Here is a 15,926-nt window from a genome sequence, read left to right as displayed (position 1 = left end):
ATAAAAAGCACACTATCAATATTAAAATTGAGGGTGCACATTTTCACAAACCTCGCCTATTTGTAAGGAATATCACATGGATTATCGCTCAAAAACCTCTACTGGCGGCCGTAATATGGCAGGCGCGCGCGCATTATGGCGTGCGACTGGCATGACCGATGGCGACTTTGGTAAACCAATCATTGCGATTGCCAACTCGTTTACCCAGTTCGTACCCGGCCATGTGCATCTAAAAGACTTGGGGCAACTGGTCGCACGTGAGATTGAACAAGCAGGCGGCGTGGCTAAAGAGTTCAATACCATTGCGGTCGATGATGGTATTGCCATGGGTCATAGCGGTATGTTGTACTCACTGCCAAGTCGCGATTTGATTGCCGACTCTGTAGAATACATGGTCAATGCCCATTGCGCAGATGCCTTAGTTTGTATCTCCAACTGCGATAAAATAACGCCGGGTATGTTGATGGCAGCCATGCGCCTAAATATTCCAGTAGTGTTTATTTCAGGTGGCCCAATGGAAGCGGGCAAGATTTTAGCCAGTACAGTTGGTAAGAGCCATAATACCGATGGTAGTGACAGTAGTGCCATTCGTAAGCTTGATCTTGTTGATGCGATGATGGATGCCGCTGACGACAGCATTAGTGATGCAGATGTAGCCGCTATCGAAGCCTCAGCCTGCCCAACTTGTGGTTCATGCTCTGGTATGTTTACTGCTAACTCAATGAACTGCTTGACCGAAGCGTTGGGCTTAGCACTACCAGGTAATGGCTCACTACTAGCGACTCACTCGCTGCGTCGCGAGTTGTTTTTAGAAGCGGGTCGTACCATTGTATCGCTTGCCAAACGCCGTTATGAACAAGATGACGATTCAGTATTGCCACGCTCAATTGCTAGCAAAGCAGCTTTTGAAAACGCGATGACCTTAGATATCGCCATGGGCGGCTCAACCAATACTATTTTGCATCTGTTAGCGGCTGCCAACGAAGCAGAAGTCGATTTCAAAATGTCAGATATCGATCGTCTAAGCCGCGGTGTACCTTGCCTTGCAAAAGTCGCCCCTGCCTCGCAGAAATACCATATGGAAGATGTGCATCGTGCTGGCGGTGTCTTTGCGTTATTGGCCGAGCTTGATCGTGCTGGGTTACTGAAGACTGACGTACCGACCATCCATAGTCCAACGATGAAAGCCGCGATTGATAAGTGGGATATCATGAACCCTGATAATCAAGAGGCTCGCGCACGCTTCCTTGCAGCACCGGGTGGCATACGTACCACTGAGGCATTTTCACAATCAAAAGAATGGTCGAACCTCGACGTCAATCGCGAGTCAGGTTGTATCCGTAGTGCCCAACATGCCTATTCTACAGATGGTGGATTGGCCGTATTGTATGGCAATATCGCTGAGCGTGGCTGTGTAGTCAAAACCGCAGGTGTGGATGACAGCATTCTAGTATTTACTGGACGCGCGCGCCTATTTGAGTCACAAGATGATGCTGTCGCTGCGGTATTGGCTGATGAGATCGTGGCAGGTGATGTGGTCATTATCCGCTATGAAGGCCCTAAAGGTGGCCCTGGCATGCAAGAGATGCTATATCCGACCACTTACCTTAAGTCTAAAGGCTTGGGTAAAGAATGCGCCCTACTCACTGATGGTCGTTTCTCGGGTGGAACATCAGGTTTATCCATTGGTCATGCAAGCCCAGAAGCAGCGGAAGGTGGCGCCATTGGCTTGGTTGAAGAAGGCGATACCATCCATATCGACATTCCTAATCGTACGATCAACATGCAAGTCAGTGATGCCGATTTGGCCACTCGCCGCGAGGCGATGGAAGCTCGTGGCCGCGATGCGTGGAAGCCTATAAGCCGTGACCGTCATGTGACCCCTGCGCTACGTGCCTATGCTGCTATGACTACCAGTGCCGATACTGGTGCGGTACGTGACGTGAGTCAAGTTGAGCGTTAAGCCTTCAATTATTAATCGTTAAAGTATATTGGTAAAAATCTATTAAGCCTGCGCTATGCAGGCTTTTTTTTCACCAAAAAACAACGCATATGTCGTTTTGATAACGATTTTTTGCGGTAATCATTATTTTTTAGCGTCATTATAATGGACTAGTAAATATGACCTCACTCTAACTTTTTAAGATAAACATAACAGCGTGCACCTACCTTATGATTGAAAACTACAATTTATTTTTATTGGTCTGCGGTATCGCTTTTTTACTGGGGGCGTTATTCCCCATTATATTTAAGCGCACGCCTATCTCTTTGCCTATGTTGCAGGTCAGCTTTGGGCTGCTGATGGGGTACTGGTGGACGACCTTATCATTTTTAGACCCTATGAATAACGGCTTAATTATCGAAAAATTAACCGAAATTGTGGTGCTCGTATCCTTGGTTGGTGCTGGTATCAAAATTGATACGAAGCTCTCTTGGCAATTGTGGCGGCCGACCGTGCGTCTGTTGCTTATTACCATGCCGATTGGCATCTTTGCGATGGCGGTACTGGGCTACTATGCATTTGGTCTCAGTCTGGGAGCTGCTATATTGCTGGGCGCAGTACTGGCTCCAACCGATCCCGTATTGGCTTCTAGTATTCAAGTAGGGCCACCCAATACAGGTCGCGAAGACACACCGCGCTTTACTTTGACCTCAGAAGCAGGATTGAATGACGGACTCGCTTTCCCATTTGTTTATTTGGCCATAAAAATAGCGGAAGCTTTTAGCCAAGGCAATTCCTTTACCCTCGAGATGCTCTGGTCATGGTTCACTCATGATGTCTTATGGAAAATTGGTGCTGGGCTGGTGGTGGGAATTGTCGTTGGTAAAATTATGGCCAAGCTGGTATTTTCAAAATACAGCCAAAACACCACTATTTCTCAAGGCTATGTGGTCATTGCGCTAACGTTAGTGGCTTATGGACTTGCCGAATTTGTACATAGTTATGGGTTTATCGCCGTATTTATCGCGGCATTTGCCTTTCGCCGCTCAGAACATGAGCACAGCTATCACCACAAGCTCCATGATTTTGCAGAACAATCAGAAGGCTTACTCATGTCTCTAGTGCTGGTCACTTTCGGCATGTTTCTTGGTCAAGGATTGCAGTCGGGCGTTGAGCTCACATGGCGTGTTTACATCGTCAGCTTCACCTTCCTCTTGTTGATACGTCCCATTGGTGGGTTTATTGCTTTATCAGGACTAAACATGGCACACACTGAAAAATATGCCATCTCTGCTTTGGGCATCCGTGGTATTGGTACGCTATATTATTTATCTTATGCGCTCAACCAAGGTTTTTTCGGTGATGAAGATGCGCTTAAACTGTGGGTCGTCTGTTCAATTGTCATTTTGGCGTCAATCTTTATTCATGGTCTTAGCGCCACAAGGTTGCTTAAAATGACGCCGAATAAATCACATTAACCTTACTCATAGAGCTATCTAGCGTTTTGAAAGCTCTGAATCGACTAAGTTAAGTACCGCTTCCGTTAGTGCAAACTGACGGACATCATTCAGCATCGTGGTGTCAAAATTATGAATAAAGGCAAATGACAACTGACGCTCTGGGTCACACCAAGCCACCGAACCGTTATAGCCCATATGTCCAAATCCTTGCTTGTTTGCATCAACTTTTTCATTGTCTGTATGCTGACAAAGACTAAATAACCGATGATAACCCAAGCGCCAATCCATGTTTGCTGGCATAACAGCATCTAGCCCTGTGACTTGCAGTTTGGATAGTTGCTCAAAAGTGGCGCTATTAATAAACGTGTGTCCTTGCCATGTTCCGCCATTGGCTAACATGGCATAGATGGTCGCCAATGCCTGAGCTGAAGCGACACCATTTGCTGCTGGAATAATGGCCTGTAGTGTCTCACGACTGTGATAATCGATCGCTTGTTTGCCAGCAGGTATGAGTGCTGCCTTATAATTTTTTAGATTAAGCTGACTGCTATTGAAATACAAACGATTAATATGAGCCGTGTCTAATATCGGTAAAGTGTTTTGCTCATCATCTGAACTTAGGTCTACCGCTTTGCCATCCATTAAAGCTTGCTGCTGCCAACAAGTGTAGCTAGGCAGACTAGCATAAGTACGTAAAGTACTTTGTGAGTCGGCTTTTAGCGTTGGTTTATGACGTTTATTACGCAGTTGTGAGCCAGCCTCATTTGATGCTTCGAAGTCTTTGGCCAGTCTTGCTACTTGGTTGACTTTATTCTCTGGTACACCAAAATAGCAACTATCGGCAATACCTAAAGGCTCAGTGAGATAATAGCGCAATGCCTCAGCTAAAGGCATTTCAGTAACGACTTCTATGACCCCGCCCAATACCCAACCATAGACCAGAGCACTATAAGCGCTGTCATATAGCTCGCCATGGTCTGGTGCTGTGATTGGCATCGCGGCAACTTTATTGAGCATTTGATCCCAATCAAGCAAAGCTTCGCTATCCGCATCGATACTCTGAATTGAGAATAAGTTGGCTTGATGTGACATCACGCTACGTAGCGTAATATTCCCTTTATTCTGTGCAGAAAATGCAGGCCAATAATGGGCAATAGGCTGGTCATAATCAAGCATCTGCTGCGAAACTAATATATGTACGAGCGTCGCCAATACACCTTTACCCGTCGAAAAGTTAATCGCCAAAGTATCAGGCTGCCACGACATCTCTGGACGTGCCATCCCCACACTCGCCTGTGCAATGCATTCTCCTGCCTGATAGACAACCACGGCACCCCCTGCTGGTACATCATCAAGCTGTAAGTCGGTGAGTATTTGCTGCAAACGTTGCTGCAACGTTATATTTATCTGATGATCAAACATCTGCGTAGTTTTATTATTATTGTCGATCATGGCTACCCTGCTCCATTTCTATAAAAAAGCTAAACAGTAAAAAACTATTTAGCCCCCAATATTAAGTGTTCATATGATAAAAAATACATTATTTGCTAAGGCGTAACTGTTCAATATCTCAATATTAGCAATTTATCTTTTCGTTTGCTTAGGGCGTGTCCTCATTTTTAAAATAACAACGCGCCTTAATAAAAAAGGCAACCTAGTGGTCGCCTCTCAGTCATTCAATGCTGCTCAATAATACGTTGTCATCTTTATGGTCTTAGCGCGGTACCAACAGACGATTATGAACTTCTTGCTCAAGCTTTGTTAAACCATGACTGCGCCCACGTTCCATAGCGGTGTCCATTTTACGTCCACGTAGCCATCCTGCGCGTAGCGCCATTGCGGCACCCACTCTATTTCCTGAGCCACAATGCACTGCTGTTTTTTTGCCATGATGTTGACGCAATATATTATCAAATGCCAATATATTGAGCTGCTTTAAGTCTGCAGCACCGTTAATAGGCAGATGCTCATAGTGCATGCCAGCTCGCTCGACCGCTGCGGCTTCATCAAAGCTCAATTCATCATCTGGCTGTAAGTTAATCACTAACTCAACCCCTGATTTCGCTAAGGCAACCACTTTTTCGTCATCGAGTGCACCGCATACAATGGTAGTGTCATCAGGACGAAAATAAGGCTCAAGAATAGTACTAAGATCAACGCCATTGTCTAAAACGCTATTGCCAGCATTCGATACTGTGTCAATAGCTACTGAATGATTCAGTTGATCTGAGTTTGGTACAGCGGTATGTGAAGTCATAATTATAAATTTGTTCGTTATATTGACTATGGTCAATTCCAGTTAAAATAAGTACAAAGCAACCGCGTGTCGATGTATAAGCAATACTTCAAGCGAGGTTAACGCTATCACTTTTCTATCAAGAAAAGTGACCATATTGGGATATTTTTTAGTTAAATGACAGTCGTTCTACTGGCTTTTACTCATTGCCACTCTGTAATTTAACCGTACCTGCCAAATGCGGCTTGTCATTTTTAGAGCTAAATAAGCCAAACTCACAGGTATCGTCTGTGTCTTTAAGTGCAGCTACCGGATCAGCGATCAGCTCTACTTCGGCTGGCAAAAAGATAGGCAGTTTAAATGACACATCAACCGTACACGCATCTGGCAACTCGTCCATCATAGCAAGGCATTTGGCCTTTGACCACATGCCGTGAGCAATCGCTTTAGGAAAGCCAAACGCACGCGCAGATAATGGATGGAGATGAATGAGGTTAAAGTCACCTGAAACAAAAGCATAACGACGTCCGATATCTTCTGGCACTTCAAAGATACTATGCACGCCTTCTGGGTTGACTGATGGCTTAACCGTTATTGGACGTGGAGTGCTTTTTTTGTCTTTGCTGCTGATTGGTTTTTTGCTACGTGACAGATACGTCGAAGTACCTTCCCAAATCACCTTATCTTCTGACTTGACCGTCGTCACAAAATCAAACTGCTGACCCTGAGCATGGTCACGCAAATTATCAAAGGTGACTGACAGAGCAACCGTTTCACGCTCACCGATAGGACGATACTGAGTCACACTATTATCGACGTGCACTAGACCCAACATAGCAAATGGAAATGGCTCTTTGACCATCATATTCATTTGCAGCGTTTGAGACAGCACTGAAAAGTAAGTAATAGGTACTTTGCCATTATCTGCAAAACCACAAATTTTACGATAATCGTTTAAGTTACTCTGGTCAATGTGCAAATCGTCCACATAGTAAGTCGCTTGCGGCAATTGGTCTTTACTGATTTTGCCGTTATTACCAATAGGCAATAAACTTTTAACGATATTGGCATAGGTCGTATGCGCTTTCGGCAACGCATCATAATGTTTGTCTGACATAATAAATCCTAAGTGGGGCTTGAGCAAATTTTCTTGGTGTATCTAAAGATGCTATGACATTAGTGGTTACAGCCTATCATTGAGCAATGCCACCAGTATTATGCCTAAATTAGGCACAATTCATAGGCGTGGTTTTAGACAATGTAAGCAACTCTCACAGCAAAAAATAATTTGGCTACTGGTTCTCTGTGTTTTTATCATAAAAAAGCCACCCTTGGGCAGCTTTATTACGATTTATGAGCAATTTTTTCGTAAGCATATGTGAGGAAAATTAAAAATACTGATTAATATCAAGCATTTATCATCATCTAAATCATCATTTACACTTACTTATAATTGACACTTACTTATAAAGTGATATTAAGCACCCAATAGGCTTTGACCACAAACGCGAACGATGTTGCCATTTAAGCCACCAGAAGCAGGTGATGCAAACCATGCGATGGTCTCAGCCACGTCTACTGGCAAGCCGCCTTGGCTCATAGAGTTCATACGGCGACCCGCTTCACGGATAGCAAATGGAATAGCTTCGGTCATTTGCGTTTCAATAAACCCTGGAGCAACAGCGTTGATCGTCATGCCTTTGGCGTTGTCTTCTAACTGCTTAGCAGTGGCATTCACCAAACCAATCACCCCTGCTTTAGAGGTGGCATAGTTGGTTTGACCCAAGTTGCCAGCGATACCTGAAATCGATGACACACAAACGATACGTGCATTGTCTTTTAATACGTCGTTGTCTAGCAAATAGCGGTTCAGCCTAGCAATACTACCTAGGTTAATATCGATAACCATGTCCCACTTTTTCTCGTCCATGTTTGCCAAAGTCTTATCACGAGTGACGCCAGCATTATGGATGATTGAATCTAAGCCGCCACGCTTTTGTGCAGCTTCGGCGATTTGTTTGCCAGCGTCATCACTGGTGATGTCGACGGTCAATACTGAGCCACTAATTTCGCTAGCGACTTTTTGTAGGTCTGCTTGCTGCTGCGGTACATCAAGGCAGATAACGTGAGCGCCTTCGCGAGCCAATACACGAGCAATTGCTTCACCAATACCGCGGCTTGCGCCAGTTACCAGCATGGTTTTACCGCCAAGAGGCTGTGTCCAATCGACATCAACGTTACTACCCTTACTAACGCGTACGACTTGTCCTGAGACATAAGCTGAACGAGCTGAGGTGAAAAAGCGTAAAGTCGAATCTAGATTTTGCTCTGCGCCGTCTTCCACATAAATAAGCTGTGCCGTAATACCGCGTTTGAACTCTTTACCGACAGACTTCACAAATCCTTCAAGCGCACGCTGAGCCAAAGCTGTATCAATGTCAGTGATATTTTCTGGTGGGCGACCAATAATAATAACGCGACCAGACTTTTCTACACGACGAGCCACAGTATGGAAGAACTCATACACTTCTTTTAATTGATCGGCATTGCTAATATTGCTGGCATCAAACAACAAAACTTTAAATTTATCATCGCCGCCCGTATTGGCTTTTGCTTCGACGCCTGCATCAGCAAGGGCATCTTTGATATCATCACTGCTGTTTACATAAACATCAGCATGTACGTCTGACAAAATTCGCGCCACAGACTCACTGACGCTTTTATCATCGCCATTAGCACGACCAACTAATACGCTACCACGTACTAAAGGCTCACCGCTTTCGAAGCGATCAAGGGTAACAGGTAACGGTAAACCCAAATTTTTGGCCACTTTTTTGCCAATAGAAGACTGAACAAAATCACCATAACGGTCTGACATAATATAATCCCTATAACGAACGGTTAGAATAATAGTAATAAATGTAATGTGCCTATTATATAGACTCAACAATCTCATAATTATTGATATTTAGTAAATGAGTCTAAAGCTGGCCTAACTATACACTGCCATCTTAAACAAGTCCAAAAACCGATAATGTCTACAACAATCTGTAAACAACTCAGTATACAAGACGGTCACTTTTTCTGGATTTAAAAATCACCACATTGTGCTAAAATCAGACCTATAAGTTATAGCAAATGCAATTATCGATAACAATATATTATCAAATCTATCGTTATGCAATGCCAATAATTGATACTAGCCAGTCTACGAAAGTCATATTGATGTCTTTCAAAGCTGATACCGACCTTAGATAAGCGTCACATAGTTTGCCAAAGATATACAGTAAGGTCGTAAAAACGTCTTATCATAAACAGTTATGCTGCGTAATAAGTGATAATATTTGCTTCTTGTTTATTTTCGATTATTGAATTACTTAATATAATCATTTTTATTATTAGCTTTACTATTGTTACCCTCTTTTCTTCTGCCCATATTTTTTAAGGATAATATTATGAGTAATAAAAACAATCACCCTGATAGCCCTGTTGTTGAAAGTACAGTGGTAAAAGCCAGTGCGTCAAAATCTACTGATAATAAATCAGAAAACGGTAAAACAGAAACGGCTGTTAAAAAAGCTAAAAGCACGACAGCAACAGACACGTCTAATAAAGAGTCTTCTAGTAATAAAGAGTCTTCTAGTAATAAAGAGTCTTCTAGCACCACAGAAGCGAATGATAAATCACCAGCTTCTACTACGAAAAAGCCAGCGTCTGCTGCCAAAAAAACCAGCAAAACCAAAGCCGTTGCTGGTCAAAATCGTGTGGCTATCTTAGGTGGCAACCGTATTCCATTTGCACGCTCAAACGGTTCATACGCTGACGTTAGCAACACCGACATGTTGACAGCTGCATTAGATGGCTTGATTGAACGCTATAACCTACAAGACGAAGTGTTGGGTGAAGTGGTATCTGGTGCCGTCATGAAACTAAGCCGTGACATCAACCTAACTCGCGAAGCCACGCTTAACACAGCGCTCAACCCACATACGCCAACTTACGATATCTCACAAGCTTGCGGTACTGGCTTGCAAGCGACTTTTGCTTCTGCCAATAAAATCGCACTGGGTCTTATCGATTCAGCGATCACTGGCGGCGTAGACACGACCTCTGATGCACCGATCGCGATTGGTGATGGTCTACGTAAAGTACTGATCAAACTGGGCGCGGCTAAAGACAACAAACAACGCCTAAAAGCGTTAATGGGTCTAAATCCAAAAGACTTAATCGATTCGCCACAAAACGGTGAACCACGCACTGGTCTATCAATGGGCGACCATCAAGCCATCACCACTCTTGAGTGGAATATCAGCCGCGAAGCACAAGATGAGCTTGCTTTTAACAGTCATCAAAACCTAGCGCGCGCTTATGATGAAGGATTCTTTGACGACCTAATCACTCCATACAAAGGTCTGACGCGCGATAACAACTTGCGTCCAGATACCACTTTGGAAAAACTGGCTAAATTAAAGCCTGTGTTTGGTAAAAAGAACGCCAAGCCAACGATGACAGCAGCCAACTCTACACCGTTAACTGATGGTGCCTCTTGTGTCCTACTAGGAACCGATGAGTGGGCAAAAGAGCGTGGTCTTAAGCCATTGGCTTATATCGTTCATCAAGAAACGGCTGCCGTTGATTTCATTGGTAAATCTGGCACCACAGAAGGCCTGTTAATGGCACCTGCTTATGCCGTACCGCGTATGCTTGAGCGTGCAGGTCTAACACTACAAGATTTTGATTTTTATGAAATCCATGAAGCCTTTGCATCACAAGTGTTATCAACACTAGCTGCTTGGGAAGATGAAAAATTCTGTGAAGAGCGCCTAGGACTAGATGCACCACTAGGCTCTATCGATCGTAACAAGCTAAACGTTAATGGCTCGTCGTTAGCTGCGGGTCATCCATTTGCCGCAACGGGCGGTCGTATCCTAGCCACTGCAGCGAAGCTATTGGATCAAAAAGGCTCAGGTCGTGCACTAATCTCTATCTGTGCAGCTGGTGGTCAGGGCGTGACTTGTATCTTAGAGAAATAACTCTTTGACTGCTATTATTTGATTGGTATCATCAGTCAATAGTTAGCATAGATACTTTAAAGCACTCTTTAATCGATGGATTAGAGAGTGCTTTTTTATGCCCATTCACTACTCAAAACTGGATCTTAGTCATTGTCTTGCTAACAACACAATAATGAAACGTAGCCAACGCATAGCTCTATCGGTAGTTATGCTAAAGTAAGAGGATAACCAATAAAAATCATAACAACACTGATTAGGAGTTTTTTATGGGTAAGATACCTTCGTCCATCAATCCCAAATCCCTCACGCCACAAGAGCGTCAGGAACTTAGCTCACCTGAACAACACAGTTTTATCGAGCGTATGGATAAGGAGGTTTTTAATGATCAGTTGCGTCGTAAGATGCACGAAGACCTCATCGATACTTATGATGAAGAGCTAGAAAATGAGATAGATGATTATGTGCGTGACTTTCGTTTTGATGGGCGCGAAATGAGTGAGCAAGAAAGACTTGATCGTCGTATGTACTTTCAAGAGTTGGTAAGGCTACAGCGCGAGCTTATTAAGTTGCAAGACTGGGTCGTTGATCGCGGTGAGCGTATCGTCGTCATATTTGAAGGTCGTGACTCGGCGGGTAAAGGTGGCGCTATCAAGCGTATCACGCAGCGCTTAAATCCTCGTGTGTGTCGAGTGGCTGCCCTACCTGCACCGACGGAACGTGAGCAATCACAATGGTATTTTCAGCGTTATGTCGCCCATTTGCCTGCTGCTGGTGAAATTGTTCTGTTTGACCGCAGTTGGTATAACCGTGTGGGGGTTGAGCGTGTGATGGGTTTTTGTACCGATACACAGTATGAAGAATTTTTTCAGTCGGTGCCTGAGTTTGAACGTATGCTAGTCCGCTCAGGTATTCGCTTGGTGAAGTACTGGTTTTCGATCACTGATGATGAGCAGCATTCACGCTTTATGAGCCGTATTCATGACCCGCTCAAGCAATGGAAGCTCTCAGCCATGGACTTACAGTCACGCCGCCGTTGGGAAGACTATACCAAGGCTAAAGAGACCATGTTTGAGCGAACGCATATCCCTGAAGCACCTTGGTGGGTGGTTGAAGGTAACAATAAAAAACGCGCAAGGCTAAACTGTATTGCTCATCTACTCGAACAAATTCCTTATAAGGAAGTGCCACGTGATGAGGTAGAATTACCCGATCGTAAACGTGATGACGAATACTATCGTGAGCCTATCCCAGATGATATGTATGTGCCACCGCGCTATTAAAAGATATGGTGGCTTTATTTAGGGTGTTTCCTCAATTCAATCGATTGTCCTCTAAATTATTTAATAATGGCTACATTTTACCAAACATCGTCAAACAGCTTATTGATATCTCGATATTATTTGCATTACCTTTATTGTTTGACGACAATTTTTATCACCATTTTTAAAATGAAGATACGCCCTAGTCTTATGCTCATAAAAAAAGCCACCTTATTGATATATAAGGTGGCTTTTTTTATACTGTTTATTTATCGTTTAATACTTATCAAAACCATTACAAGTACAATTACATGGTATAGGTGGACTGCAAACCATCTATTTTACCCGCCAATAATCGCTCAACTTCGTTTTTAATTCTTTGACCTGCAATATCAGTTCCAATCTGTACCGCAAAACCTGCCGGTCGACCACCTTGAGTTTTGGCGTTAATCCAAACCACTTTGCCATTCATAGGCAAACGCTCGCTAGAATTGGGTAAAGTGATGGCGATAAATACCTCGTTACCTAGCTGCTGAGCGTCATTGGATGGCACAAATAATGCGCCATTACTGACAAAGGACAAGTAGCTGGCATATAACATTTCGATATTTTCAATGTGGCAGGTTAATATCCCGCCGCGTCCTGGCATGGCCATAGTCAGCTTCCTTCATTAAGTTTGGTATTTTTATTTGCTATCAAGGCAGATTTTCTTATAAACAAGCCAATTCTTGCATTAGCTTATCATAGGCAAATTTTTCTTGCACATTTTGTTGCAGAGCGATTTTTGTCTGCTGTAAGCTATTAGAAAAAAGTGCGAGGCCATTATTATCAGGTGGATACTTTTCTAAGGCAGCGGATAGATTGACGTCTTTTTGAAGCTCATTCAGCCCTAAGCAAACACGGCGCATATCAAGTAGCATCAGCTCAGACAGCTGAATAAATTCTGTGATACTCAGTTGGTTTTGCCAATAGTCACTGGCTGCCACACTACTACGTTTACCACTACGCAATGCCTGCCACGTCGTCAACCATAATGCACGTTTGCTATACCATGGCGCTTGTGCCATGGCTATCGCTGCCAAAGGTGCGCCATTTGCCAATTGGATAAGCTGCTCAATCGCAGCCGTTCCGACCGCTTCACGATTGACCGTAGAGCCAAGTGCCTGTGTCACATAGTCAACGGCGATTACAGACTGAATGGTCTGTAATGGCAACTGCTGCACCCGACTTTTAATGGTGGGCAGTAATTGTGCTGGAGTATCGCTGATCAAAAATAAATGGACTTGAGCTTGTGGTTCTTCCAAGGTTTTGAGTAGCGCGTTGGCTGCGGCAATCGTCATTTTCTCTGCATGCTCTAACACACAGATACGCATCCCTTGACCACCTTGGTAGATAAAAGGCTGCAAGTTACGGATATCATCCACTTTAATCTTAAGAGCACTGTTATTGGCTGTTTTGGGTGATTTTTTATCCTTTGCAGCGTTACTTAATTTCTCTTTATTATCAGCATTGTCTGCACTGATTGGCATACTGATCAGTGGCAATACCTGTAAGCTTGGATGCGTGCCAGACCTTAGCCATTGGCAACTTTCACACGCGCCGCAAGCCCCTGTGGGATGGCTATCACGCTCACGGCATAACAACCAAGCGACCAAACGCCATACAAAAGCCCGTTTGCCCATACCTTGCATACCAGCAGCTAATAGTGCATGTGGCAAAGATTGCTGTGATGTCAAAACTCGCTTGGTCAATTGCGACCACAGATTTTGCTGCCATGGCAATAACGCGGCAAAATATATGTGGTCTGTGCTATCCATTGTGCCTGTATTTTGCGTCTTATCACTCATAGCTAACGTCCTATCACTTCGCTTGATTATTCAGGATATAGCGTGTTCATGACGCTTTAGATGAAATATTTTTGCTTAGGCTATTTATCCAGTGGGGCTCTGAAATTCACTCAAGCTCATCGCATTTAAGCGGTCTAAATCTTCTTGGGTATCGACCCCTGCAGGTAGCTGACAAGCGGCAACTGCAATAGCAATCTGCGCTCCATTTTCTAAAACGCGTAACTGCTCTAGGCTCTCAAGTCTCTCAAGTGGCGTTTGCGGCCAATGCACAAACTGCTGTAATAAACGGACGCGATAAGCATATAACCCTAAATGACGATAAGCATTTTTTGGTGGGTTTCTATGATCGCCATCGGACAATACGACATCACGGTCGCAAGGAATGGGTGCTCGGCTAAAATAAAGCGCACGTTGCAAGTCATTAGCGTGTTGACTGACAACCTTAACCACTGATGGACGCATAAAGGTCTCATAGTCATCGATAGGCTCACACAAAGTCGCCATCACGCTATCACTGTCTGCGACCAAAAGCGCCTTTACCTGCTCCAATAATAACGGTGGTACTAACGGTTCATCGCCTTGCATGTTGACCACGATATCATGGTCAGCCCACCCTTTGATGGCGGCAACTTCTGCCAAACGGTCAGTGCCTGAAGCATGCTCGCTACTGGTCATCACCACATCAAACCCTGCATCTATGCATATCTTGGCAATATCGTCATCATCTGTGGCAATACACATATCATCAGCGAAGTGCGCTGTTTGCGCCTTTTCAGCAACCCAAAGAATCATCGGCTTACCATGTATTTCTAATAATGGCTTGCCAGGCAGCCTTGTGCTCTTAAGACGAGCAGGGATAACAATATGAGTTTTGGCGGGCATAATCACTGACGACATGGGGTTTCCTATAGCAATTTTTATACGGTTTAAAGCATCATCTATTATTTGCTTTAGTATTATTATTGGTACTGTTATTGTCATTGTTTGCGATATCAATACCTAGCTTTTTTAGCTGCTGCTGCAGATTATCATAACAGCTGTCAGAGAGTTCGGCAGTTACTGGCAGCACCCATAGTCTGTTTATCAGCGTTTGATACTCATCATTTAACGCTTCATCAGTAGTGGCTTTCGATAGCAACGCTCTCATTTTTACCGCATCTTTACTGGTGACTACGATTGGATATTCGGTATACAGCAATAATTCCGCCAACTCAAAATCATAATGATCAGGATAAGCATGTCCAACGACATCGAAGCCAAGCGAATTTAAAGTATCAAAAAACCGCTGCGGATAACCAATACCGCTCACCGCATGCACTCTACAACCTTTTTTAGGCATATCAATTTGAGAATAAGATAAAGTAGGTTGCCATAAGAGTTGCAGAGCATCCGCCTCTAAGTGCATTGTCAAACGATGGGCTCGGTACAGATTGCTATTATTTTTATTCTTGTCCACTGAATCTGTTGTTAGTGGTTCATGGTAGATGACAGTTGCACCCTGCAACCGCGACATGGGTTCACGTAAAAACCCTGTTGGCAGGAGTTGCTGATTACCAAAGCCCCGTGCTGAATCGACCACAATCCATTCAATGTCACGTTGCAGTGCATAATGCTGCAAGCCATCGTCGGCAATAATGAATTGCAAGTCAGGATGGGCAGCTAACAAGGTCATAATTGCTTGCTTACGATCAGGACATACTGCCATGGGTGCATTTGTCATATTAACAATCAAACAAGGCTCATCCCCTACCACATTGGGCAAACTGGCGGCATCGACCAAAGCGGGCATTTGACTGGTGTCGCCACCGTAACCACGGCTGATAACCCCTACCTTTATTCCGCGTTCTTGTAGATAATCAACCAAAGCAATAATCAATGGTGTTTTTCCACTACCGCCCACGCTAATATTGCCGATCACCATAACGGGAACAGGCGCACGATAACTTGCTAACAGCCCAGCTTTATAAGCTTGACGACGCAGCGTGGTGATAAGTCCGTACAACCAACTAATAGGTAGCAATAGCCATAGCCAAGCGGCTTGACGTTGCCAGGCACGCGTCACTGTCGTTTCAATACTCATGATAATTTGACCACTTACCTATTCAGCTAAACTTTAACTTAGCACGATTTGAACGTCAGAGCTGCTCAAAAAAATAGTCCAATAATT

Annotated in this window: 12 protein-coding genes; 4 read left to right on the top strand and 8 right to left on the bottom strand. The window is 44.0% G+C overall.

What is annotated here, in order from left to right:
- Positions 1 to 76: 76 nt before the first annotated feature.
- Both ilvD and Q6344_05510 read left to right on the top strand, forming a co-directional pair.
- Positions 77 to 1,963 carry a dihydroxy-acid dehydratase gene (gene ilvD / locus Q6344_05515; GenBank protein ID WLG14795.1) on the top strand — a complete coding sequence of 629 codons (1,887 nt, stop codon included), beginning with the start codon at positions 77 to 79 and terminating at the stop codon, positions 1,961 to 1,963.
- 209 nt (positions 1,964 to 2,172) lie between these two features.
- Positions 2,173 to 3,420, top strand: coding sequence for a cation:proton antiporter (locus Q6344_05510; GenBank protein WLG14794.1), 1,248 nt, complete (start codon positions 2,173 to 2,175; stop codon positions 3,418 to 3,420).
- A gap of 18 nt (positions 3,421 to 3,438) precedes the next feature.
- Here Q6344_05510 and Q6344_05505 read toward each other — a convergent pair whose 3' ends face one another.
- The 4 genes from Q6344_05505 to Q6344_05490 form a co-directional block, all read right to left on the bottom strand.
- Positions 3,439 to 4,854 carry a serine hydrolase domain-containing protein gene (locus tag Q6344_05505; protein ID WLG14793.1) on the bottom strand — a complete coding sequence of 472 codons (1,416 nt, stop codon included), beginning with the start codon at positions 4,852 to 4,854 and terminating at the stop codon, positions 3,439 to 3,441.
- Positions 4,855 to 5,116: 262 nt separating this feature from the next.
- Entirely contained in the window at positions 5,117 to 5,659 is a 543-nt protein-coding gene (locus tag Q6344_05500) for a sulfur transferase domain-containing protein (protein ID WLG14792.1), read from the bottom strand.
- A gap of 178 nt (positions 5,660 to 5,837) precedes the next feature.
- On the bottom strand, positions 5,838 to 6,755 hold the full coding sequence (locus tag Q6344_05495) for a MaoC/PaaZ C-terminal domain-containing protein (protein ID WLG14791.1): 918 nt from the start codon (positions 6,753 to 6,755) through the stop codon (positions 5,838 to 5,840).
- A gap of 360 nt (positions 6,756 to 7,115) precedes the next feature.
- A complete protein-coding gene (locus Q6344_05490) occupies positions 7,116 to 8,516 on the bottom strand; it encodes a 3-oxoacyl-ACP reductase (protein WLG14790.1) in 1,401 nt (466 codons plus the stop codon).
- A gap of 577 nt (positions 8,517 to 9,093) precedes the next feature.
- On the opposite strand from Q6344_05490, the gene Q6344_05485 reads away from it, so the two are divergent.
- The gene (locus Q6344_05485; GenBank protein ID WLG14789.1) at positions 9,094 to 10,671 is read left to right on the top strand and encodes an acetyl-CoA C-acetyltransferase; all 1,578 of its coding nucleotides are present in this window, start codon (positions 9,094 to 9,096) and stop codon (positions 10,669 to 10,671) included.
- 248 nt (positions 10,672 to 10,919) lie between these two features.
- Entirely contained in the window at positions 10,920 to 11,933 is a 1,014-nt protein-coding gene (gene ppk2 / locus Q6344_05480) for a polyphosphate kinase 2 (GenBank protein WLG14788.1), read from the top strand.
- A gap of 286 nt (positions 11,934 to 12,219) precedes the next feature.
- On the opposite strand, the gene Q6344_05475 is transcribed toward ppk2, so the two are convergent.
- From Q6344_05475 to lpxK, 4 genes are all read right to left on the bottom strand, one after another.
- Positions 12,220 to 12,567 (bottom strand): PilZ domain-containing protein, encoded by a 348-nt coding sequence (locus tag Q6344_05475; protein ID WLG14787.1) that lies wholly within the window; start codon positions 12,565 to 12,567, stop codon positions 12,220 to 12,222.
- A 55-nt stretch (positions 12,568 to 12,622) separates the two neighbouring features.
- On the bottom strand, positions 12,623 to 13,759 hold the full coding sequence (locus Q6344_05470; GenBank protein ID WLG14786.1) for a DNA polymerase III subunit delta': 1,137 nt from the start codon (positions 13,757 to 13,759) through the stop codon (positions 12,623 to 12,625).
- 84 nt (positions 13,760 to 13,843) lie between these two features.
- Positions 13,844 to 14,656: a 3-deoxy-manno-octulosonate cytidylyltransferase gene (gene kdsB / locus Q6344_05465; protein WLG14785.1), complete on the bottom strand. Its 813-nt coding sequence runs from the start codon at positions 14,654 to 14,656 to the stop codon at positions 13,844 to 13,846.
- A gap of 37 nt (positions 14,657 to 14,693) precedes the next feature.
- Positions 14,694 to 15,839 carry a tetraacyldisaccharide 4'-kinase gene (lpxK, locus tag Q6344_05460; GenBank protein ID WLG14784.1) on the bottom strand — a complete coding sequence of 382 codons (1,146 nt, stop codon included), beginning with the start codon at positions 15,837 to 15,839 and terminating at the stop codon, positions 14,694 to 14,696.
- Positions 15,840 to 15,926 lie beyond the last annotated feature (87 nt).

The sequence above is a fragment of the Psychrobacter cibarius genome, assembly GCA_030686115.1.
GTDB lineage: Bacteria > Pseudomonadota > Gammaproteobacteria > Pseudomonadales > Moraxellaceae > Psychrobacter > Psychrobacter cibarius_C.
Note: the sequence above shows the minus strand (reverse complement) of the source record. Positions and strands in the feature narration are given on the sequence as shown.